Origin of the sequence: Paenibacillus sonchi (assembly GCF_016772475.1) — a bacterium.
Classification (GTDB): domain Bacteria; phylum Bacillota; class Bacilli; order Paenibacillales; family Paenibacillaceae; genus Paenibacillus_AQ; species Paenibacillus_AQ sonchi.
The window spans coordinates 5,347,269-5,368,853 of sequence record NZ_CP068595.1 but is presented as its reverse complement, the minus strand read 5'-3'; the positions used below and the strand labels follow the sequence as shown (position 1 = coordinate 5,368,853).

Here is a 21,585-nt window from a genome sequence, read left to right as displayed (position 1 = left end):
GAAAGCGTTTTAAAATCTGAATCTGCGAAGTTGCTCCGGCGGTTGCGCACCCGCTTGCCAGCAAGCTGAGCAGGCTCAAAATTCAAACATCTGCGTGACATTTGAAGGGAGAGTTGAATGATGAAATCGCATTACAAGGCTGCGGCTGTCCTATCGCTTTCGCTTAGTATGGTTCTTGGTGCCGCTGTGCCGGCACTGGCTGATCCGGCTACAAGTGTAAATAACAAGGTTAATTACAGTACTGATGTCATGTACCAGATCGTGACCGACCGGTTTTCGGACGGTAATCCGTCCAATAACCCGACAGGAGCCGCCTTCAGCAGCGATCATTCCAATATGAAACTGTATTTCGGCGGCGACTGGAAGGGAATCATCAATAAAATCAATGACGGTTACCTGACCGGTATGGGGGTTACTGCGATCTGGATTTCCCAGCCGGTGGAGAACATCACCTCTGTCATTAATTATTCCGGTGTGAACAATACGTCCTACCACGGCTATTGGCCGAGGGATTTCAAAAAAACCAATGCCGCCTTCGGAAGTTTTACCGATTTTCAAAACCTGATCTCCACAGCACATGCGAATAACATCAAAGTCATTATCGACTTTGCTCCCAACCACACCAGCCCGGCTTCGTCGTCGCAACCAAGTTTTGCTGAGAACGGCGCGCTGTATAACAATGGCACGCTGCTCGGCAACTACACTAATGACTCCAACGGTTTGTTCCATCACAAAGGAGGTACGGATTTTTCCACCATTGAAGACGGTATTTACCGGAATCTGTATGATCTGGCGGATATCAATCAAAACAACAACACGATTGACAAATATTTCAAAGAAGCCATTGATCTTTGGCTAGGCCTGGGTGTAGACGGCATCCGGTTCGATGCGGTGAAACATATGCCGTTCGGCTGGCAAAAAAGCCTGGCCTCTTCCATGTACAGCAGCAGTCATCCGGTTTTCACCTTCGGTGAATGGTTCCTTGGTCCAGACGAAACCAGTCCGGACAATGTCAAATTTGCCAACAGCAGTGGCATGAACCTGCTTGACTTCGCATACGCTCAGGAAGTCCGCGAAGTATTCAAGGACAAATCGGAAACGATGACTGATCTCAACACTATGCTGGAATCTACTGCCTCCAGCTATAATTATATTCATAATATGGTTACCTTCATCGACAATCACGATATGGACCGCTTCCAGGCGGCCGGCTCCAGCACACGGCCGACGGAGCAGGCGCTGGCGCTCACCCTTACTTCCCGGGGTGTGCCGGCCATTTATTATGGTACCGAGCAGTACATGACCGGCGTCGGCGATCCGTATAACCGGGCAATGATGACAGGATTTAATACCAACACAACCGCTTACAAGCTGATCAAAGCTCTGGCTCCGCTGCGCAAGTCCAATCCTGCACTTGCTTACGGCACGACCACACAGCGTTGGGTCAACAACGATGTGTATATTTATGAACGTAAATTCGGCAACAGCGTCGCTCTTGTAGCCATCAACCGCAATACGACCACACCGTATCCGATTTCGAATCTGTTATCTTCGCTGCCTGCAGGCAACTACACAGATGTGTTGGGCGGATTATTAAATGGCAACTCAATTTCCGTCGGCAGCGGCGGCTCCGTCACCAACTTCACGCTTGCGGCTGGAGGAACGGCGGTTTGGCAGTCTACAGCCCCTGCATCAACACCTTCCGTTGCAAATGTCGGACCGACGATGGGCAAACCGGGCAACACAGTAACGATTGACGGACAGGGCTTTGGCAGCAGTGCGGGAACAGTGTATTTCGGAACTACCGCTGTCACCGGTTCGAACATTGTGAGCTGGGAAGATTCCGAGATCAAAGTAAAAATTCCAAATGTTGCTGCTGGCAAGACAACAGTAAAAGTAACCACAGCTTCCAGTGCAACAAGCAATGCATTCAGCAATTTCAATGTATTGACTGCTGATCAGGTCACCGTACGCTTTAAAGTCAACAACGCGACCACAAGCCTTGGATCAAACGTGTATCTGGTCGGCAATGTAGCCGAGCTGGGTGCCTGGAGCGCTTCTGATGCGATCGGCCCTATGTACAACGTAGTTGAAGAAACCTACCCGACATGGTACTACGATGTCAGTGTACCGGCTGGTACGCCTCTGCAGTTCAAGCTAATTAAATCGAACGGCACTACCGTTACCTGGGAAGGCGGCAGCAACCATACGTATACCTCCCCAACCAGCGGCGTAGGCACAGTGACGGTTGACTGGCAGAACTAAATTGTTGTAAATGAAACAGCGGCAGACTGGGACTTGATAAACAAGTTGCAGACTGCCGCTGTTTTTATTGTGCTAACTAGTTTGATGTTTTAAAAGTGGATGAACGCCAGCATGCAAGGATAATTTCGGCAATGACTGGCCCAGCGATCTATGGCGCGGGCATGACTGGTACTTTAACAGCACAGTCCTATTTATCCAGAAAGCACGGAATCTTTGCTGCCCATCCGGGCTAATCAAAGATTCTGTGCTAATAATGTCCGGCTGTGCCTTGGTAATTCTCTTTTACATGAGCCACTCCTCCAAATGCGCTGCCACGAAATCATTATCAACGAGATGAGGGTAATCCCTGCTCACTCTGCTGATCTCTTCCAGCTGTCCGGGCGAAAGCTGCTCCTCCGGATTCAGGCACCACAAGCCTTCAAGCAGTCCCTGCCGGCGGAGCGCCTCATGAATGCCTGGTATGCAGCCGTGAAAATTATGGGCCGGATCAAACAGCGCCGCGTTGCTGTCCGTCACTTCGGCGCCGAGGGTCAGCCAGCTTGCCGCCAGAGAGGCATCGTTGCGGATTTTTTTGATCTCGCTTAGAAGCTGAACCGCTTTGCTGGTCCAGACTGCCCAGTGGCCGAGGAGCCCGCCGACGATTTTTTTCTCCACCGGCTCGCCATTTACTATAAAGCGGTAAGTGGTGAGCAAATCTGTAACGATATTATCATCATTGCCGGTGTAGAGCGCGATTTCCCCGCAGCGGCTGGATTCCATCACGGCCCTGACCACATCCAGGCTCTGATAACGGTTGAACGGTGCCATTTTGATCGCAATAACCCCTTCAATCTCCGCAAATTTCCGCCAAAAGTCAAAGCTTAAGATCCGGCCGCCAACGGATGGCTGCAGATAAAAACCGAATACGGGAATCACCTCCGCGACTCTGCGTGTGCGTTCCAGCAGTTCCTCTTCGCTCCAGTGCTGCAGCCCGCCCATACTCAGCAGTCCTGCTTCGTAGCCCAGACTTGCCGCGAGCTGCGCTTCCAGAACAGCCTGCTCCATACCGCCGCATATGCCGGCGACCTTCAGAAAAGGCCGGTCCAGACCCGCACGCTCCACTTCTTCCGCCGCCAGCCTGAGCACCGGCTCCAGCAGCCCGATCTCCGGATTGCGGATTTCGAATTGCGTGGAATGCACCGCCACGGCAATTCCGCCCGCCCCGGAGGCCAAATAGTAACGGGTCAACGCCCGCTGACGGCGTTCATCCAGCTTGCGCCCGGCTGTCAGGGCCAGGGGATGTGCCGGAATTGCCAGACCCTCATGCAGCGCTTCATACAGCTCCGGTGTTAAGGGGGTTCTTGTCGCTCCCATTAATATTTGCCCTCCCGTTCCTGAAAATGCGTCGGTTTGTTCCAGGTCGCGCCGTCCAGACGAACCCATTCGGCGACCCAATCGATCATCTGGGCGAGTGTTACCTGCGGATAGCCGAAGGAAGCTGCCGCTTTGGATGCATTGCTCAACAGGGCATTGGGCGCTTCTTCACCCGTGAAGTCCGGTTCTATACCCAGCCTGCGGCCGATTTCCGTTGCAGCCCAGCGCAGCGATATCGTCTCCGGTCCGGTAATGTTCATGACATTCGGCGGCGAGCTGCAGCGGAGCAGCGCACGCAGGGCCAGCTCGTTGGCATCCCCCTGCCAAATCACATTGGCGTGCCCCATGGTGATATCGATCGGCCGCTGCTCCTTCACGGACCTCGCGAGCTCAAGCAAAACGCCATAACGCAGGTCTATGGCATAATTCAGCCGGTAGATGAACATCGGGGTACCATTCTTATGGGAGAAATGCTCGAAGATCCGTTCACGGCCCAGACAGGACTGCCCATACTCCCCGTTCGCATTCGGGGAGGTCCGCTCCGTTGCACCGCCTTGGCCTACCGGGGTGAGCGGGTAGACATTGCCTGTAGAGAACACTACAATCCGTGAATTGCGGAAACGTTCCGCGACGCGCCCCGGCAGGTAGGCATTCATCATCCATGTGAAATGCTCATTCCCCGTAGTGCCGAATTTATTGCCGGCCATGTAGAGGATATTTTTCGTTTCAGGGAGTGCCTGCAGCGCGCTGTCGTCAGACAAATCCGCAGAGATAATCTCCACTCCGGCTTCAAGCAGCTCCTGCTTCAAGGCATCGTTCGAGAAGCGGGAAACGCCGATTACCTTCTTGTCCAGGCCAGCCTCCCGGATTGCATTTACCGCCAGCCCGGCCAGGCTCGGCCCCATTTTGCCGCCTACTCCGAGCAGCATAATATCTCCATCGACCCGGGCGAGCTCCTCCAGCAGTGCGGCAGACGGACGGGCCAGCCGGTCTTCCAGCTCCTGAACTGATCGGATCGCAGCTTGTATTGCGGTTGGCATAAAGATTTCCCCTTTCGGTTGTTACTTCAGTTGTAATGTGGTCCAACCATTCCTTCCTTCGCTTTATGGCGCTTCAGCTCCGTCCACCAGTTCCCGGCGAAGCTCTGCCGGCAGCAAAAAGTCAAAATCGCAGCCCAGGTTCGCCTGCAGCACCCGCTCATGAAACAGCAGACCGTAGCCTCTGTCGTAATGAGGCTCCGGTGCTTTCCATAAAGCGCGCCGCCGGGCCAACTCCCCGTCCGACACCTTCAGGACCAGCTTTCTTGCGGCAATATCCAGCTCGATTTCATCGCCGTCCCGTACAAGCGCCAGTGTTCCGCCAACGGCTGCCTCCGGCACCGCATGCACGATCAGTGCGCCGTAGGAGGTGCCGCTGATCCGCGCGTCGGAGATGCGGACCATATCCCTTATCCCGCGCACCAGCAGCTTCTGCGGAATCGGGATCTGCCCGATCTCCGGCATCGCGGGCGCGCCTTTGGGCCCGGCATTCTTGAGCACCAGCACGCTGTGCTCATCGACCTCCAGCTCCGGGTCGTCGATCCGCAGCAGGAGGTCCGCCGGGCTTTCGAACACCACCGCGCGTCCGGTGTGCTGCTTCAAATGCGCGGATACCGCCGTCTGCTTAATCAGCGCGCCGTCCGGGGCGAGATTGCCGCGCAGCACGGCAATTCCGCCCTGGCTCTCCAGCGGCTCCGCCATGCTGCGGATCACCTCCCGGTCCAGGGTAGAAGCCTGGACCAGATTCTCCGTAACCGTCTTCCCGGTTACGGTCAGGCAGCCGCCGTGCAGCAGCGGCTCCAGCTCTTTCATCAGCGCAGGCACGCCGCCTGCCTCAAAATACTCCTCCATCTGATATTTGCCCGAAGGACGCAAATTCAAAATGAACGGCGTCCGGCGGCTGATCGCATCGAACGTCTCCAGCGGCAGCTTCCGGCCCAGCCGCTGGGAGATTGCCACAAGATGGATGATGGCATTCGTCGAACCGCCGCTGGCCATCGTGACCGTGATGGCGTTCTCCACCGCCTCGGCGGTCATGATGTCGTGCGGGCGGATATCCCGCCGCACCAGCTCCACAATCTGCTTGCCGGTCCGCTCTGAGAGATGCCTGCGGCGGCTGTCCGGCGCGGGGATCGCCGCGCAGCCTGGAAGCGCCATCCCAAGGGCTTCGGCAATCGAAGCCATGGTGCTGGCCGTGCCCATCACCATGCAGTGCCCGTCGCTGCGGCAGATGGCGTCCTCCGCCACCGCCAGCTCCTCATCCGTAAGATTTCCCGCTTTATGCTCCAGCGTAAATCCGTAGCAGTCGGTGCAGGCGCCCAGGCTGCGCCCGCCCAGACGGCCGTTCAGCATCGGCCCGCCCGTCAGCACAATGGCCGGAAGGTTCACACTGGCCGCAGCCATGAGCTGGGCGGGCACCGTTTTGTCGCAGCCGCCGAGCAGCACCACCCCGTCTATGGGATGGCCCTTCATCATTTCCTCTGTGTCCATGGCCATCAGGTTCCGCAGAAGCATTGTCGTCGGTTTGACGTAAGGCTCGCCGATTGAAATCGTCGGGAATTCCATCGGCACCCCGCCGGCCTGCCAGACTCCGCGCTTCACATAATCCGCCAGCTCATTAAAATGCGAGTGGCACTTGTTCAGCTCACTGAAGGTATTGCAAATGCCGATAACCGGCTTCCGCAAATCCTCTCCGGTATACCCCATCGACTTCGTAAAAGAACGGTGAATGAAGCCCCATAAATCTTTTTCCTGGAAATATGATTCACTCTTCAGCCTGTGTCCGGCAGCTCTGCTCTCTGCATTGCCCTCCCCGCTGATTCCCGTACGTTCCTCCATGCCCCCATCTCCTTTTTGCTTACAGCCAGATGCTGAACAACTTAGACCAATCCGAGGATTTCCGGTGTCGGCCGGTGAATAATCGCTTCTATGAAGTCCTCCGCCACATGCGGCAGCTTGGTCCCCTCAACCAGATCATTTATGCTGTAAAGGGCATCCAGCATCTGCTGCGTACCAAAAAACGGATAGTCCGAACCAAACAGCAGCTTGTCCTGAACCCCGTATTCCGCAGCGGAAACCAGTGCATTATAGAATTGCCACGGCCGGCTGCCGAGCGCAGACACATCCATGTACAGGTTAGGATGCTTTCGCACCAGCGAGATGCACTCGTCCACCCAGGGATGGCCCATATGGGCTACGATCATTTTCAGCTTTGGAAAAGCCCTGGCTATCGGATCGAGCATCGCCGGGCGCGAAGCATCCAGATACCCCTCCGGCACAAACGAAGTTCCCTGATGCCACAGGATGGGGACGTTCAACTGCTCTGCTTTGGCATAGAGGGCCATATGCTTGGGGTCATCCGGATAAAAGTTCTGGTAAATCGGCGCCAGCTTCAATCCCTTCAGCCCCAATTCCCGGATAGCCGACTCGAACTTGCCTACACAGTCCGGATCATTCGGATCAACGCTGGCAAAACCGAACAGCCGGCCGGGATCAGTCCGGCAATATTCTGCCACATATTCATTCGGCACCACCAGCCCTGTGGCATGCGCTGCCATTGCCAGCACTATTGCCCCCGAGAAGCCTTCCAGATTGCTCCCGTGCTGCTCGGGTGTTGCTTCAATATTCATATCCGGGCCCCAGGCGCGCTTGATCGCGGCATCCGTCGGCCCCGCTACCATTCCCGGTCCAAACAAATGCGTATGAGAATCAAAAATCATATCTGCTCCTCCTTCAGGCTACAACTCACTCCCGTTTGCCAGATGTCCGCCATCCACACAGACCGTTTCACCCGTTACATATGACGCTTCATCAGAGGCCAAAAAGAGAAATACATTGGCAACCTCCTGCGGGGCTGCCGCACGTTTCATCGGTGTATGCTCCGAATGGGGCGGCAGCCCGGCTTCCTCCCGCAGCCTGCGGTCGAGCGGCGTATCCACGAAGCCCGGCGCTACGGCGTTGACCCGGATTCCATACCGGGCCAGCTCCACCGCCATCGATTCCGTCAGCAGAATAACGGCAGCCTTGGAAGCATTGTAATGCGCAAGCTCCGCGCTGGCGGCTATTCCATTTTTGGAGCTCATATTGATGATCGCACCGCCGCCGCCCTGGCCTATCATCTGTCTTGCCGCAAGCTGGCCTATTCTGAATACCGCACGGACATTGATCTCATGAACCGCATTCCAGTGCTCAGGAGAAATATCAAGAAAGGGCTCTCTGTAGGCAATGCCCGCATTGTTCACAACAATGTCAATCCCGCCAAAGTGCGCGAATGCCTTGGCGGCAGACTGCTCAAGCTGCGCCAGATCCCGCAGATCGCAGACCTCCACTGCCAAATTTCCGGTGTAGCCTGCCAGTTCATCCGCGGCAGCGTGCAGCTCTGTTTCACTGCGGTCCAGCAGAACCACCCGCGCCCCTTCTTCCAGGAAACGGCGGGCAATGGCCAGTCCTATGCCTCGCGCCGCTCCGGTTACCAATACTCTTTTTCCAGCGAGTCTCATGCAAGCCCTCCATTCCGCAGTCTAGAGCACTCCGTATTTATCGTAGACTTGCCGCAGCGTGAACCCTGCCAGAAGCTCGTCGCGTGTATGATTCTCCCGGGTCGCCTTATCCGTTGCCAGCGCGAACACCTCACCGGTGATTGCCCCCGGTATCACCACCACACCGTCACGGTCGCCAAAGATAACGTCACCGGGATGTACCAGCACGCCTCCGCAGAGCACCGGAATATCGTAGTCAATAACGATTCCGCGCCCCTGCGAATCGACCGGTTTGGTGCCGGTGGCAAAGACGGGAAAGCCCAGCTCCAGAATTTTCGCAGTATCCCGGATTAAGCCGTCCACGATTGCGCCGCGCCCGCCCCGCATTTTGGAGGCCGTCGACAGCAATTCCCCCAGAGTCCGTTCTGCCTTGATTCGTTCGTGCAGCCGACAACAATCTCTCCCGGCTTAACGCTGTCCACCGCTTCAATCTCCTTGGCGTAAGGGTCTTCGGGCAGATGGTGAATATCCACCGACAGAACGGTTTTGGCCCGTCCGGCAACCACCCAGGAGGGGTCGACCGGATTGATATTTTCACGCATCACCTGATTGCGGTAGCCCAGCTGATCCAGCGTATCGGAAATGACCGCAGTGTAGAGCGTTTTGCACATGGTATCGAATAGTTCCTGGTCGTTCATTTTTCATCCCGCCCGTCTTTTAATATGGAACTTCAGTTTGTCAAATTGGGGTCTGGCGTGTCGTTTCTCCAGCTTCGAATTTCCCCGTCCTCACTCACTGAGTGCTGGTCCTTTCCCGCTCCTGTCCGGTTTATTCCGTGTGTTCAAGCTGCTGCTATAAAAAAACCGTCTGTCCTGTTTCCCTGCTCTCATTAGCCGCTTCAAGAAACCGGATCAGCTCCAGTGTAACCGTCGGGCTTACAGGTGGAGGCGCTCCTCTTGCCATCAGCAGGAACTGCTTAAGCAGAGTGTGATGGCCTGCTTCGTATTGGCTGCCCAATGCATTTACAGCGGTACTGCCCCGTTCCCTGTGCAGAACGGCATAGAAATCCGCACCCCTGTCCGGTTGCCGCGCATCGTTCCAATCCGCCCGCCCTTCCATAGCCCGACAGCCCATTCCTGGATTTCATTGCTTACAGCTCTCACTGAAATGCAGCCTTCGCCCAGCGCAGCGTACAGCATTTCAGCCGTGTGGATGCCATACCAGAATAATCCCGGCTGGGTTGGCTGAAGTTCAAGCGGGCCGCTGCAGTCTGCTCCCACAATGGCGCCTTCAGTCTCATCCTGCAGCGCTGCATTCAACGGACTGCCGAACCTGACCACGGAGCTGGAAAACAGGGGAGTCCCGCAGCTTGCCGCGAGTTCCACGATTGCAAGTGCATCCGCGCTCGTGACCGCAAACGGCTTATCGATAAATACCGGCTTGCCATAGGGTGCCAGGATAGCGAACTGTTCGCGGTGTACTCTGCCGTCAACAGAGGTCAGAAGCACCGCATCCGATTTCTCGGCCACTTCAGCTATCGAATCCAGCAGCTCCACACCGCAGTTCTTCTGAAGCTCCCTGCTGATCGCTCCCACCCTTGATGCGCTTAGCGCAAAATCAGCTGAACCTCCGGCATATCCGCATATCAGCCTGCCGCCAGGAACATGCAGCGGATGTGACACATGGTTCAGCATTGCAGCGAAAATTCTGCAGTGAGAAGTGTCCATGCCTACCATGCCAATCTTTAGTTCTTTCAACCCTGCACCTCCGTGCGCAGACTTGGTGAACCAATTGCTTTATAATGGCGGTCCATTTAATCTGCAGCAATATGATTTCAAATGATGTTTGCACGTTCCTCCACAAACCGTTCAAGCAATGCCATATACGCTTTTCCTACCTCTTCAATGCTGTACGTATTCCGCGCCTTCTGCTCGCCCAATGTCTTCAAGCGCGCACGCAAGCCCTCCTGCCCCAAAAGCAAGGCCACCCGCTCAGCACACTCCTCTTCCCTGCCGGAAGCATAGAGCGATACACTCAGCTCATCATCGAGCAGCTCAGGCAAAGCCCCCACATCGGGCACAACAACCGGACACCGGCAGGCCATTGCCTCCAGAACGGTCATCCCAAACGATTCATTCCTGGTAGTGCTGACGTACACCCCGCCGCTCTCGGCTACTGCTGAATAATAATGGTTCATTTCTTCGTAATCCACTTTAGGCAGCCATTCAAAATACCGGATTTCCAGCGCTTTCACTCTGGCTTGGAGCTTGCTTGCAATCTCTTCGGAAGCGGTGTAACCGCCGACAAGCAAGAAGTGCAGGTCCGGGAATTGCGCATTCAGTCTGCCCACTATATTCATGAAAGACTCCCAGTTTTTATGCTGGTCGAGTTTGCCCACCCACAGAATCGTAGGCGGCCGCTTGCCGGGAAGCGCTTCGTATTTGAATAGTTCCGTGTCCAGGCAGTTATTAACATGGTAAGCATCCGGTATCCCGATCCGCTCCAGCATTTCCTTCATATAAGCAGAAGGTGTGATGACGTAATGAAAGGGCAGGCTATCCTTGGATTCAGCCAGTTTGCGCAAGGGCTCCTCATAAGTGGTATGCACCTCATGAATGATCACTTTCTTTTGCCCGGCTGGCCCCAGCGCTTCATACAGTTCATAGGTATCGATCGTGATAATCACATCAAAATCATGAGCTTCAATGTAATTCCTGAGTTCGTCGGGCTTGCCGAGAATACACACTTGCGCATAGCCTTCAAAAGCGCTGGCTCCGCCGTAATCCTCCAGAAAGGCAAAATGCACCTCCGCCCGCCCGCGCAGAAACTTAAGCCTGTTCGCCAATTGTGTAGTGACTCCGCCCAGCAAGCAAAATTTGTAGAAATACAAGATCTTCATAGCGCCTCCTGTCCTGGCTCCAAGGTCTGAATCCGGTACAGTGCCGTTGTCCGGGCAAAATACAATCCGCCTTCGCCATCCACCGCCAGCAGCCGGGCATTTTCGTCCAGCACCTCCAGTTGGTTCAGGCGCACATCATATTTGAATAGATGGTTCCCCGCCGTCCCGTACAATACGCCTTCCCTGTACAGCAGCTCGCAGCCTCCCCGCCAGAAGTGAGTCATCGCTTCCCAGTCCACCGGAAGCACCGGAATGGTCTGTTCAGTCTTCAGGGTTACCGGGTTAAAAAGAAAAAGCATCCCTGCGGTGAGCCCCCACACCTTGCCCTCATCATCGAGCGCAAGCGCGGAGATTGCTTGTTCACCCGGTACCGGAACGCCCTCCCACACCTTGCGGCGGCTGTTCACCTCCCAGATCATGAGAGACGCTTCCTTCCGCTCAGGAGCAATCCCGAGTCCTCCCCAGACGGAGCCTCCGGCAAACAGCAGTTCCTCTCCGGCAGCTAAAGATACAATGCTCTGCTGTGGCAAAAGCCCCCGGAACACTTCACGCGTTCCGCTTACGGGATGAAACAGCGTCAATGCGCCTCCATTCCGGCCATAGGACGGCACCGTACCGATAGCCAGCTCGTCTCCCGCCAGGGTCCAGGCAAAAGCGCGGTCCTGCTCTTCCTCCTGCAGCGAAAAAGCCAGCTTAGGATTGCTGCCCGGGTTCCACTCCAGGTTCGGATCATAGGCAAAGATATTGGCCTTGGGATAAACGCCGAGATACATGATGCCGTGAGCCGCCATCATCCCCTCAATCTGTCCGATGCCCCGGTGCGAGATCATTTCTGAGGACGCCGGATCATAGCTGGCCAGTCCGCCGGCAAAATAGCCGCCGATGTACAATTTTCCTTCCGGCCCCCAGGCCAGTGACTGCAGATGGACGGGCTGTCCTTGCAGCATAAAATCCATAACCGTGTGCCGGTCATTCTCCGGATCATAGATCCAGCAGGTCCCGTCCCTGTGCACTCCTGCCAGGCAGGTTCCGTGCGGGTTCAACGGATGGCTTTCCAGCCAGCCGTAATCTCCTGCCGGTTCCGGCATCGCAAGTGAAGTGGGTGAGAGAATGCCTGCTGCGAGTGCATAGCGCTGCAGAATATCCTCTTTGATGAAATACACATTCCCCTGAGGGTCTGGCGCAGATACACTAAGTCCACTCACATGATCAATGCATTTCTCCCACCGCCCCAGCTCCAGATCATAGATATATAACCGGGAACACGGTGTTATCCGGACTAACATTTTTCCATGGACAATATTCAGATCATAGACCAGCTGCTCTGTAGAACATTCCTCCGGCAGGCTGATCTCTGCACGGACACCTGTCACTGTATCCAGCTCCACAATATGCGGACACCGGGTCCCCACCCCAACATACAGCTTGCCCTTCCAGGCTTCCATCGAGCGGGCGTATTGCTCCCCCTCCACCATGACGCCGTAATCTCTGAACTGTCCCGTGGACGGGTTATATTGAAAGACTTTGCCGCCCGGGTAACAGCCTCCGTAGATTTTGCCTTCGTCATCCGCTGCAAGCCGCCAGGTGTAGAATTCACCGGGAATCATCTCGCCCAGATTCTCTATCCCTTGCTCATGCGTGAATCTGTATAAAATACCGCTGCCCCCGATGTAGACCCCGCTTGCCGCCGCAACAACACCCCAGCAGTGGTCTGAGCCTTCCAGCGCGAACTGCTGCACCGGTTCACTGCCAGCAGGATCAAGCACGAACAGCATACAGGGACTGCCGGAAGATATGGCATAAATCCGGTCCTTCCCCCGCCATTTGCCATAAGCCGATGCCCATACGGCAAGTCCGCTCAGCGGTCCGCCAATCCGCAGCGCCTTCATCCGCCTTGCCCTTCCTTAACTTTGGCTTCAGCATGTTCTGCATCCTGAATACCAGTTATGGGATAGGCGAGAACCGCTCCCAGCAGCTCTGCCGGAGATTCAGCATACTGCCGGAAGGCATCTGCTGAGCGTTCCAGCGGGAACACGCTGCTGATCAGCGGTTTCACCCGGATATCGCCCTCTGAGATCAGCCGGATATATTCCGCCATGTTACGCCCTTCGGTCCAGCGGACGTAGCCATAAGGATAGTCAATTCCCTGTTTCTCATAGACAGGATCATAACGTCCCGGACCACCTGCCCTGGAGATCAGCACCTGCGCTTCCTTCCCGAACATCAGCTCGCGCGAGAAGTCCGGCTTCACATCTCCGACCAGCAGCACCTTCCCTTGATTCCTCACCCATTCCAGGCCCTGATCGACAAGTCCGCCTGATTTGCCCCCGGCACAGATAATTACAGCATCGGCCCCCATTCCTGCTGTCAGATTATCAAGATGCCGGCTGACCCGCTGCGGATTCACCGCAATATGGCGGATGCCGAGACTCTCGGCAGTCCGGCAGCGCCCGGCAAGCAGATCATAGACAATCACCCGGCAGCCGGCGGCCCGCGCTATCTGTGCAATCAATTGGCCGAGAATGCCTGCCCCAATCAGCACCAGCGTTTCACCGAACTGCAGATCCGCCTGCCTAACGGCATGGACCGCGATGGCTCCCAGGCCCACCGTTGACGCCTCCTCCGGGCTGACATGCTCCGGCACCGGCACCATCAGATGCTGCGGCATCAGCAGCCATTCCGCATGTTTGGCGTAAGGTGCCCCATAGCAGGCCACCCGCTGGCCTTCCGGCCAATGCTCCATTCCTTTTCCCCGCGACCGGATCACGCCAGCCGCACTATAGCCGAGAACAACTGGTTTCGGGCGATGAATGCCATTCATCATGATTTCTGTTCCGGGGCTGATGGCTGAATATTCAGTCTCGACGAGCACGAAGCCGTCTTCAAGCACCGGAGCGGGAATATCGGCCACGCTAATTTGGCCATTTTGGGAAACTACCGCCTTCATATTACCTCTCTCCTCCCGGCTGCTCCGCATTTATTACAATGCGAATGTTTTTTCTCTGTTTTTGCTTCTGTCTTTGCTCTCTTTCTCTGCACTCTGAGTTCACTCTCTGGATCTGCTCTCCGTCTGCTTACTCTTTTAGCGCACCGATCATAACGCCTTTGACAAAATACTTTTGCAAAAACGGATAGATCAACAGAATAGGCACCGTTGCGATGATGATGGTCGCGAACTTGATGGATTCGCTGATGCGGAACACCTCATCCTGCGTAACTCCGGCCAGCATATTCTGCGCGGAGGATTGAATCAGAATTTCCCTCAGAATCAGCTGCAGCGGGAATAAATTGCGGTCCTGCAAATAAATCATCGCCGGGAACCAGCTGTTCCAGTGCCCTACCGCATAGAACAGGGTCATAACCGCCAGTACAGGCATGGATAACGGCAGCACAATCCGCAGCAGAATACGGAAGTCATGGGCACCGTCGATTTTGGCGGATTCAATAAGGCTGTCGGGTATGGACTGGAAGAAGGTCCGCATCACGATCAGATTAAAAGCACTCACTGCGCCCGGCAGGAGCAGCGCCCACCTGGTATCGTACAGCCCAAGCTCACGCACATTGAGGTAAGCCGGAATCAGACCGCCGCTGAAGAACATCGTGAACACGATAAAAGCCATTATCAGGCTGCGGCCTTCCAGATTTTTTCTGGACAGCGGATAGGCGCCAAGCGTAGTCAGAACCAGGTTAATAAAAGTGCCTGCGATTACATAAATGAACGTATTCCCGTATGCCGTCCAGATCCGCTGATCCTCAAAAACCAGCTTATAAGCATCCGCATTGAAGCCTTTCGGCCAGAAGCTTACCTCGCCTGCGGCGATGGCATGGACATCACTGAACGAGGACACCAGCACATACCACATCGGATACAGGAACAGGAAGGAACAAAAGATCAGGAACAGCACATTACAGCTGTCGAAGATCATTTCGGGAATGCTGCGTTTGATTACCACTGTTTTCCCTCCCCCCTCACCATAAACTATTTTCGGTCGTCTTCCGGCTGATCCGGTTTGCCAGCACCAGCAGTGTAAAATTGATGACGGAGTTGAACAGGCCTACCGCTGCCGAGAAGCTGTAATCGGCTTCCATGACACCCCGTCTGTAAACAAAGGTGGAGATGACGTCCGCCGTGACGTAAGTCCCCGGATTATACAGCAATATAATTTTGTCCCAGCCCACATTCAGCAGGGTCCCGACATTCAAAATCAAAAGGATTAGCACCGTGGGCAGTATTCCCGGCAGTGTAATATGTGTCAGCTGTTTCCAGCGCCCTGCTCCATCGACCACCGCAGCCTCATAAAGGCTCGGGTTAATGCCGGATAATGCGGCCAGATAAATAATGGAGTTCCATCCCAGGCTCTGCCACATGCCTGAACCTACATAAATTGTGCGGAACCATTCCGGAAGAATCAGAAACTGAATCGGCTCCGAGATGATTCCTATGCCGAGCAGCAGGCTGTTGATAATACCTCCCGGCTTGGTGAAATCAATAATCATCCCGCAGATGACAATCAGCGAAATAAAATGCGGCAGATACGAAACCGTCTGCAGGAAGGATTTCAGCTTTTTGAGCCGCAGTTCATTAAGCAGCAGCGCGAAAGCCAGTGAAGCCGGAAAAATAAACAGCAGCGAATAAAAGCTCATAAGAAAAGTGTTCTTCAGCAACCGGAAGAAATAATAGCTCTCGAAAAACTTCTCGAAGTTTTTGAAGCCCACCCAGGGGCTGCCGGCAACACCTGAGAAAGGATTGAAATCTTTGAAGGCGATAATCGCACCGTACATCGGTTTGTATTCAAAAATGAGAAAATAGAGCACAGTGGGCAGCAGCATTAGATAAAGGTAACGGTTGGACATCATTCGCTTCAGCGAGACGGAACTCCGTTTCGCCTGAAGTTTCCTGCTTTGGGTTTTGGCTGCATTCAAGGGTACTGCCATAGGGGTCTCCTTTCCCGGACACAGGCGATGGTACTAGCTGTCCTGCCCAGGCGGCTGCCGGAATTTCTGCATACCGCCTGGACAGGACAACCCTGCTCCACTTATTTTCCTTTGAACCGCTCAAATGCAGCCTGGTATTGCTTCAGCACCTCGCCAATACCCATTTGCTCCAGCTGCTTCATTACCTTGTCATAATCATCGAAGCTCTGTCGTCCCATAATCCGGGCATTAATTGTTTCCGCCACATAGGTCTGAATGTCGGCCATGAGAGGAACCACAATTTCATTTTCTTCAGCCGTGAATTGAACCGGCGGCAGCTTCGCGTCAAAATCAATATAATCCTTGTAAATCTCCAGCGGATTTTCCGTTTGTCCGTTCGCTTCACGGATCTGCTCCGCATAACGGGTATCGGCAACTGTAGCCCAGCTTCCGCCGCCGATGGTATGGTTCAGCAGCTCCTGGGTATTGGTCAGCCCATTCGTTGGATGCGTAACCTCTTTCTTATAGACAGGCTCTCCGTTCACCAGATCATAGGACTTGCCTTCCACGCCGAAATTGTTCAGCAGAATTCCTTCTTCGGAATACTGGTAGTCCAGCCATTTCATCACCTCTTCGGGATGCGCGGTCTTCGAGGATACAGCAAGCCCATGAGCCGCAGCCTGCCAGCGGAAGGAGACATGGCGCTGATCACCGTTTGGTCCCTTTGGAGGAATCGCCGCCGCAATTTTGAAGGTGTCATGTTTGCCTTCCATCAGCGTTGTGAAGTTCCCCATGTCAGGAGCCCGACCAGCCGAACCAGGCACCAGCCACATCCGTGGTCACCTTCTCCGTCAGCGTCTGGAACGTCGTATCGACCAGATAGTTCGGGTCCAGCAGCTGTTCTTTGTACAGCCGGTTCAGATAGGCAACAACATCTTTGAACCGTGGATCGTAAGGTCCGTATTTCACTTTACCGTTATCCACGAAGAAGCCATATTCGACGCCAAAAGCCGGCGCGAACAGCATCATAATATTCTCCAGATTGACGGTGACGAGCGGAATTTCATCTTTTTTTCCGTTGCCGTTGGGGTCCTGCTCCCTAAAGGCTTTGAGCATGTTATACCAGTCTTCTGTAGTTTTCGGCATCGGGAGACCCAGCTTCTCCACCCAGTCACTGCGGACCTGCGGGAACATCTGAGTCAAATCCTGGGAATCGAGTACGAGGTTTGGGAGATAGTAGATATGCCCTTCGGGCGAGGTGATTTGCCCCCGGATATCCGGGTGGTCGTCGAGGATTTTTTTAAAATTGGGCGCATACTGGTCAATCAGATCTTCCAATGGAAGGAGCGCCCCCTGAGCACCGTATTTGCCGGAGTCCGTGCCCCACAGATCATTGTAGATGATATCCGGGAGTTTGCCGGAGGACATCAGCAGGCTGAATGCTTCTGCACTGGCTTCAGTACTGTGCTGAAAGTTGATATGAATGTTGGTGTTCTTTTCCATCTGCTGAAAGGATAATTTCTCATTAAAATTGGTTCCCCGGAAGTTGCCTCCGCTTGGAGACCATAGGGAAAATTCCATCTTGTCCGCGACAATCGGGACTTGCAGGCCGCCTACTGAGTGACTTCCTTCTACAGGAGGAGCAGATGTGGAACTCTGAGTTCCCGGTGAGCCGGATGGTTCGGCAGTACTGCCGGCATTATTGCTTGTTCCGCCACAGGCTGACACCAGTGTAACCAGCAGCGTCATTACTGGCAATAACATCGCTAGCTTCCTTTTAGCAGCATTCATAATTCAACCCCCTATTAATAAGTAAAAGTAAGATAGTTCCTATGATATATTTACTAACACACTATAAGGGAATCAACAGTACATCAAAGAGTTTCAGAAAAATAACCTATCCACGCATTCAGTCTTGAATTTCTCCACCAGCCTTTCACTTTTTCCGTATTTGTGCCAGATTTCTCATTCCTGACTTCTTTTTGATTCACAGGTCAGATATTCAGAACCGAAATTTCATTTCTCTGATATATATCTGATGTATTTATTATATTTTCGTCATCTCTTGAAGTCAATTAAAATTTGAATATTCTTTTGTTTTTATGTAATTATACATCACATTATCCTTTCACCAATGTAATCTCACTACGAAAATATTGTGAAAAATCTAACATGGTTTGACATGTTGCTATGTGCAGAGCTATTTTTCCGATCCCCGCAGTCCCAAAAAACCGCAAAAAAAACGCGCAACAACGGCCACATTCTGCCTTCGTTACGCTTGATCTCAACCCATCACGGGATGCACTTATATGAGCGCCTTCGTTGCTCCACCGGCTTTCCCTTTATTTTCTTCGGCGATAAGCCGGCCCATTTCCTCGTACAGTGTCGTTTCATCAATCATTCTCGACCAATAAGCATTCAGCAGCTTGCGGAAGCTTTGCAATACGGCAATGGGAAGACCCAAATCTCTGAGGTATGAAAATGTTGGAAACAACTCTCTATACATCAGATATCTTGACGGACGGTTCAAATGATCATCCACGGCCATTTCAGCAATCCGTTTGCGGGCCGGAATACTGACCGAACGCTCCCGGATCATCCGCTGCGCCTCAGGCGAAGCCAGAAAGCTGACAAATTGACGTGCAGCCTCCTTCTGCCGCGAATTCTCCACAACGGCCGCACCGATCGTAACAAGCAGCGTTTTTTGCGGGTCCTTTGCTTTGAGCGTAGGCAGCGGGGCCAAGTCATAATCCAGGGATAGGTCCTTGAAATCATTTAAGTTGTAATAAGTCGTCAATATCATCGACACCTGCTCCTGGACAAACAGCGACACCGTCTCATCATCATGGTTGCCAGCCAGATATTTAGGGAATATCTGATGATTATTCACCAGCCTGCTGTATACATTAAGACTGTTGGCCGTCTCAGGGCTCAGCGTTTGATGATGCTCACCATCCTCCATCGTCCGGATTCCGCTCTGCAGGAGAAAGACGGAATAACGGTTCTCAGATGCAGGCACAAAATACACGGCGTGACGCCCGCGTTTCTCCGACAGCTTCCGGGCCGCCTCAATCAGATCATCCCAGGTCCAGTAACTGTCCGGCTCAGGCAGATCCGCCTCGCGGAAATGGGTTTTGTTGTAGCAGAGCACCACCGGGGAGAAGGAAATCGGATAGGCAAACAGCGCCCCGTTGTGCAAAAAAGCCTCACTTGCGATCGGATACAGTCCCGGGTCAGGCTCCAGCGTCTCCAGAAGCCCGGCTGAACCGTTCTCGGCCAGCTCCTGAAACTGGGTGCTGTTCAGCGACAATACATCCAGCATCCCGTTGTTGATCAGCTCCATGGCAGAGTTCACATGGTCGAAATTATTCAGCGCGAGCGGCAGCACATGAATCCCGGGATGCAGCCGGTGGAATTCTGCAATGAGATCATCCAGCTTGAAGTCCTTCGTCAGGGATGAGCTGCAGCCAAAATGAATGCGGATCCTTTCCTTGACCGATTCCATCACCATGCTGCCCACACGGTCTATTTTCACAATCAGACCTTCTTGTACAAGGACATCCAGCCCTCTGCGGACGGATTTGTTGCTTAGCTCAAACTGCTTGGCCAACGTGCTCTCGGCAGGCAGATACGCTCCAGGCTGCAAAATTCCGCTCAGGATATCAGTCCGAAGCTTGCTTACCATATATTCCAATCGTTCCCGGAAAGACTGCCGGCCTGATTTATTATTCATGCATTATTCTCCCTATATCACTCAAATTTACATCATGACCCTTCTATTTTGCTTCAACTTTGAAAGGTTGTCAAACGCATATCTGCCAAAATGCAGCAAAAAAAGCCTGATTGCTCAGGCCTTAATTTTTTTGTGAATGACCGGATCTTTGCATTAGCCAGTTATACCGGCTCTATATGTACCAATACATTAGACACCTGGTGCCGGTCCTTCAGCTGATCTTTAATCTCTTCCGTGATGTCATGGCTCTGGACCACATTTAGGTTGGAGTCTACACATACAGTAGTATCCACCAGCACATTATTCCCGTGGATCCGGGCTTTGATATCTTTAATGGATTCTACCCCTTGAATCTCGGCAACCGTCTGTTTCATCAGCTCAAGTTCATTGGCGTCGAAGCCGTCAGTAAGATCATGTGTGGCTTTGCGGAAGATCTCCCATGCCGTCTTGCAGATCATTAACCCGACAATGATTCCGGTCAGTGGATCGAGCCAGGGCAGACCAAATTGCGCACCGATAATCCCGGTAAAAGCTCCAATACTAACGAGCGCATCTGACCGGTTATCTTGGGCAACCGCCAGCATAGCATTGCTGTTCAGCTTGCGGGCCAGCCGGACGTTGTACATGTAAACCGCGAACATAACTACCGCGCAGCCGGCTGCCGTCCATGCAGCAATGAGATCCGGGGTTTCGAGTGCGGGCTGAATGAATTTGTTCACACCCTGGTACAGAACTTGAAGTCCTACAGCCATCATAATGAAAGAGGCAACCAGCGCAGCCACGGTTTCCGCTCTAAAATGCCCGTAGCTGTGATTGGAGTCCGGCGGTCTTCTGGAAATCTTGAGTCCGGCCAGAATTGCCAGGGAGGCAATAATATCCGTGCTGTTGTTAAGGCCGTCGGCCAGCAGTGCCTGAGAGCCTGAAGCTGTACCTATCAATAGTTTGACCGCAGACAGCATTATGTAGGCAAACAGACTCAGCCACGCGCCTTTTTCACTTTGTTTGATGTCACTGTAGTTTTCCAAGCCAAAGAACCTCCAAAGAATAGTATCGTTCTATACTACACTCTGAATAGCGGGTGGGTCTAGAGAAACAGTGTTGCCGGGCCGCGCAAGTGTTCCCCCTGCTAAATAGAGTTGGCAGCCCGGAATTGTTTTGCCGCCTGCAACATAGTTTGCCCCTGTTCAACTTTAGCTTCGGCGGTGCCGGACGAGAGGTTTGTTAAATCCTCTTGGCAGACAAAACCCCTCCTGACCTGAGCTTCCGGTCCGGAGGGGCGTAAGTTAAATAAACGGGATGTTTCTTATTCAGCCGGAGCGGTGAAAGTGCGTCCTGCAAATTCAGCATCCAGCATGTAGAAAGCATTGCTGTCGGTTTCAATCCGCTTCAGCTTGGCGATAATATTGCTGAACAACGCCTCTTCCTCCACCTGCTCATCAATGAACCATTTCAAGAAATAGATTGTCGCATGTTCACGTTCATCGAGCGCCAGGTCAGCCAAATGATAGAATCTTGTCGTGTTCTGCTGTTCGTGCGCGAACGCATGTTCAAAGGCGTCCAGCATCGATGAATACTCGTTTTTAGGCTCAGGAAGTGCAGCCAGGGTTGCGCGGAAATCGCGGTCATTCAGAAATTTGTAGATTTTCATTGCGTGGAAGCGTTCTTCTTCCGCCTGGATCAGGAAAAAATTAGCGAAACCGTCGAGACTTTCACCGGAGCAATACGCGGCCATTGCCAGGTATACGTGAGCCGAATAAAACTCAAAGTTCATCTGTTCATTCAGAGCATTCACTAATTCATCTTTCATTAGACAGTCTCCTCATCCTTCAAATTTTAATTATTATGTAGATATCCTTTCTTATCTTATCACCGCAACTGGCAGTCAGCAAGTACAACGGCAGTACT

The 21,585-nt window shown here is 53.4% G+C and carries 18 protein-coding genes and 1 pseudogene; 1 reads left to right on the top strand and 18 read right to left on the bottom strand.

The genetic code is table 11. The features are described from left to right. The first annotated feature begins 120 nt into the window (after positions 1–120). A complete protein-coding gene (locus JI735_RS23965) occupies positions 121–2,265 on the top strand; it encodes an alpha-amylase family glycosyl hydrolase (protein ID WP_039837926.1) in 2,145 nt (714 codons plus the stop codon). 282 nt (positions 2,266–2,547) lie between these two features. Here the strand turns inward: JI735_RS23965 and JI735_RS23960 are convergent, their stop codons facing one another. From JI735_RS23960 to JI735_RS23880, 18 genes and pseudogenes are all read right to left on the bottom strand, one after another. Further along, positions 2,548–3,618 carry a dihydrodipicolinate synthase family protein gene (locus JI735_RS23960; protein WP_039837925.1) on the bottom strand — a complete coding sequence of 357 codons (1,071 nt, stop codon included), beginning with the start codon at positions 3,616–3,618 and terminating at the stop codon, positions 2,548–2,550. Continuing rightward, positions 3,618–4,658, bottom strand: a complete 1,041-nt coding sequence (locus JI735_RS23955) for an NAD-dependent epimerase/dehydratase family protein (RefSeq protein WP_411829944.1) — start codon at positions 4,656–4,658, stop codon at positions 3,618–3,620. Before JI735_RS23955 ends, JI735_RS23960 begins: the two co-directional genes overlap by 1 nt. A 63-nt stretch (positions 4,659–4,721) precedes the next feature. After that, on the bottom strand, positions 4,722–6,494 hold the full coding sequence (locus JI735_RS23950) for an IlvD/Edd family dehydratase (protein WP_202676506.1): 1,773 nt from the start codon (positions 6,492–6,494) through the stop codon (positions 4,722–4,724). Between the two features lie 41 nt (positions 6,495–6,535). Next, positions 6,536–7,375, bottom strand: coding sequence for an amidohydrolase family protein (locus JI735_RS23945; protein WP_051052125.1), 840 nt, complete (start codon positions 7,373–7,375; stop codon positions 6,536–6,538). An 18-nt stretch (positions 7,376–7,393) separates the two neighbouring features. Then, the gene (locus JI735_RS23940; protein WP_202676505.1) at positions 7,394–8,155 is read right to left on the bottom strand and encodes an SDR family NAD(P)-dependent oxidoreductase; all 762 of its coding nucleotides are present in this window, start codon (positions 8,153–8,155) and stop codon (positions 7,394–7,396) included. Between the two features lie 21 nt (positions 8,156–8,176). Next, positions 8,177–8,736 (bottom strand): annotated as a pseudogene (locus JI735_RS23935) (RraA family protein). Positions 8,737–8,986: 250 nt separating this feature from the next. Continuing rightward, positions 8,987–9,151, bottom strand: coding sequence for a hypothetical protein (locus JI735_RS36265; RefSeq protein ID WP_233476036.1), 165 nt, complete (start codon positions 9,149–9,151; stop codon positions 8,987–8,989). A 5-nt stretch (positions 9,152–9,156) separates the two neighbouring features. Beyond that, positions 9,157–9,891 (bottom strand): Gfo/Idh/MocA family oxidoreductase, encoded by a 735-nt coding sequence (locus JI735_RS23925; protein ID WP_233476035.1) that lies wholly within the window; start codon positions 9,889–9,891, stop codon positions 9,157–9,159. 77 nt (positions 9,892–9,968) lie between these two features. Then, complete coding sequence (locus tag JI735_RS23920; RefSeq protein ID WP_039837916.1) at positions 9,969–11,033, bottom strand: glycosyltransferase family 4 protein; 1,065 nt, start codon at positions 11,031–11,033, stop codon at positions 9,969–9,971. Further along, on the bottom strand, positions 11,030–12,922 hold the full coding sequence (locus JI735_RS23915) for a WD40 repeat domain-containing protein (RefSeq protein WP_039837915.1): 1,893 nt from the start codon (positions 12,920–12,922) through the stop codon (positions 11,030–11,032). Before JI735_RS23915 ends, JI735_RS23920 begins: the two co-directional genes overlap by 4 nt. Then, the gene (locus JI735_RS23910; protein ID WP_051052123.1) at positions 12,919–13,980 is read right to left on the bottom strand and encodes a zinc-dependent alcohol dehydrogenase; all 1,062 of its coding nucleotides are present in this window, start codon (positions 13,978–13,980) and stop codon (positions 12,919–12,921) included. The genes JI735_RS23915 and JI735_RS23910 overlap by 4 nt, the downstream gene beginning before the upstream one ends. Before the next feature lie 127 nt (positions 13,981–14,107). Beyond that, positions 14,108–14,986, bottom strand: a complete 879-nt coding sequence (locus tag JI735_RS23905) for a carbohydrate ABC transporter permease (protein ID WP_202676502.1) — start codon at positions 14,984–14,986, stop codon at positions 14,108–14,110. A gap of 16 nt (positions 14,987–15,002) precedes the next feature. Then, a complete protein-coding gene (locus JI735_RS23900; RefSeq protein WP_039837912.1) occupies positions 15,003–15,968 on the bottom strand; it encodes an ABC transporter permease in 966 nt (321 codons plus the stop codon). Positions 15,969–16,069: 101 nt separating this feature from the next. Further along, positions 16,070–16,741, bottom strand: coding sequence for a type 2 periplasmic-binding domain-containing protein (locus JI735_RS36260; protein ID WP_233476034.1), 672 nt, complete (start codon positions 16,739–16,741; stop codon positions 16,070–16,072). A 1-nt stretch (position 16,742) separates the two neighbouring features. Continuing rightward, a complete protein-coding gene (locus JI735_RS36255; protein ID WP_233476033.1) occupies positions 16,743–17,738 on the bottom strand; it encodes a type 2 periplasmic-binding domain-containing protein in 996 nt (331 codons plus the stop codon). Positions 17,739–18,252: 514 nt separating this feature from the next. Next, positions 18,253–19,680 (bottom strand): extracellular solute-binding protein, encoded by a 1,428-nt coding sequence (locus JI735_RS23890; protein WP_039837910.1) that lies wholly within the window; start codon positions 19,678–19,680, stop codon positions 18,253–18,255. Positions 19,681–19,841: 161 nt separating this feature from the next. Beyond that, positions 19,842–20,705 carry a cation diffusion facilitator family transporter gene (locus tag JI735_RS23885; protein WP_039837909.1) on the bottom strand — a complete coding sequence of 288 codons (864 nt, stop codon included), beginning with the start codon at positions 20,703–20,705 and terminating at the stop codon, positions 19,842–19,844. A 278-nt stretch (positions 20,706–20,983) separates the two neighbouring features. Further along, complete coding sequence (locus JI735_RS23880) at positions 20,984–21,487, bottom strand: ferritin (protein ID WP_020434164.1); 504 nt, start codon at positions 21,485–21,487, stop codon at positions 20,984–20,986. Between the last annotated feature and the right edge of the window lie 98 nt (positions 21,488–21,585).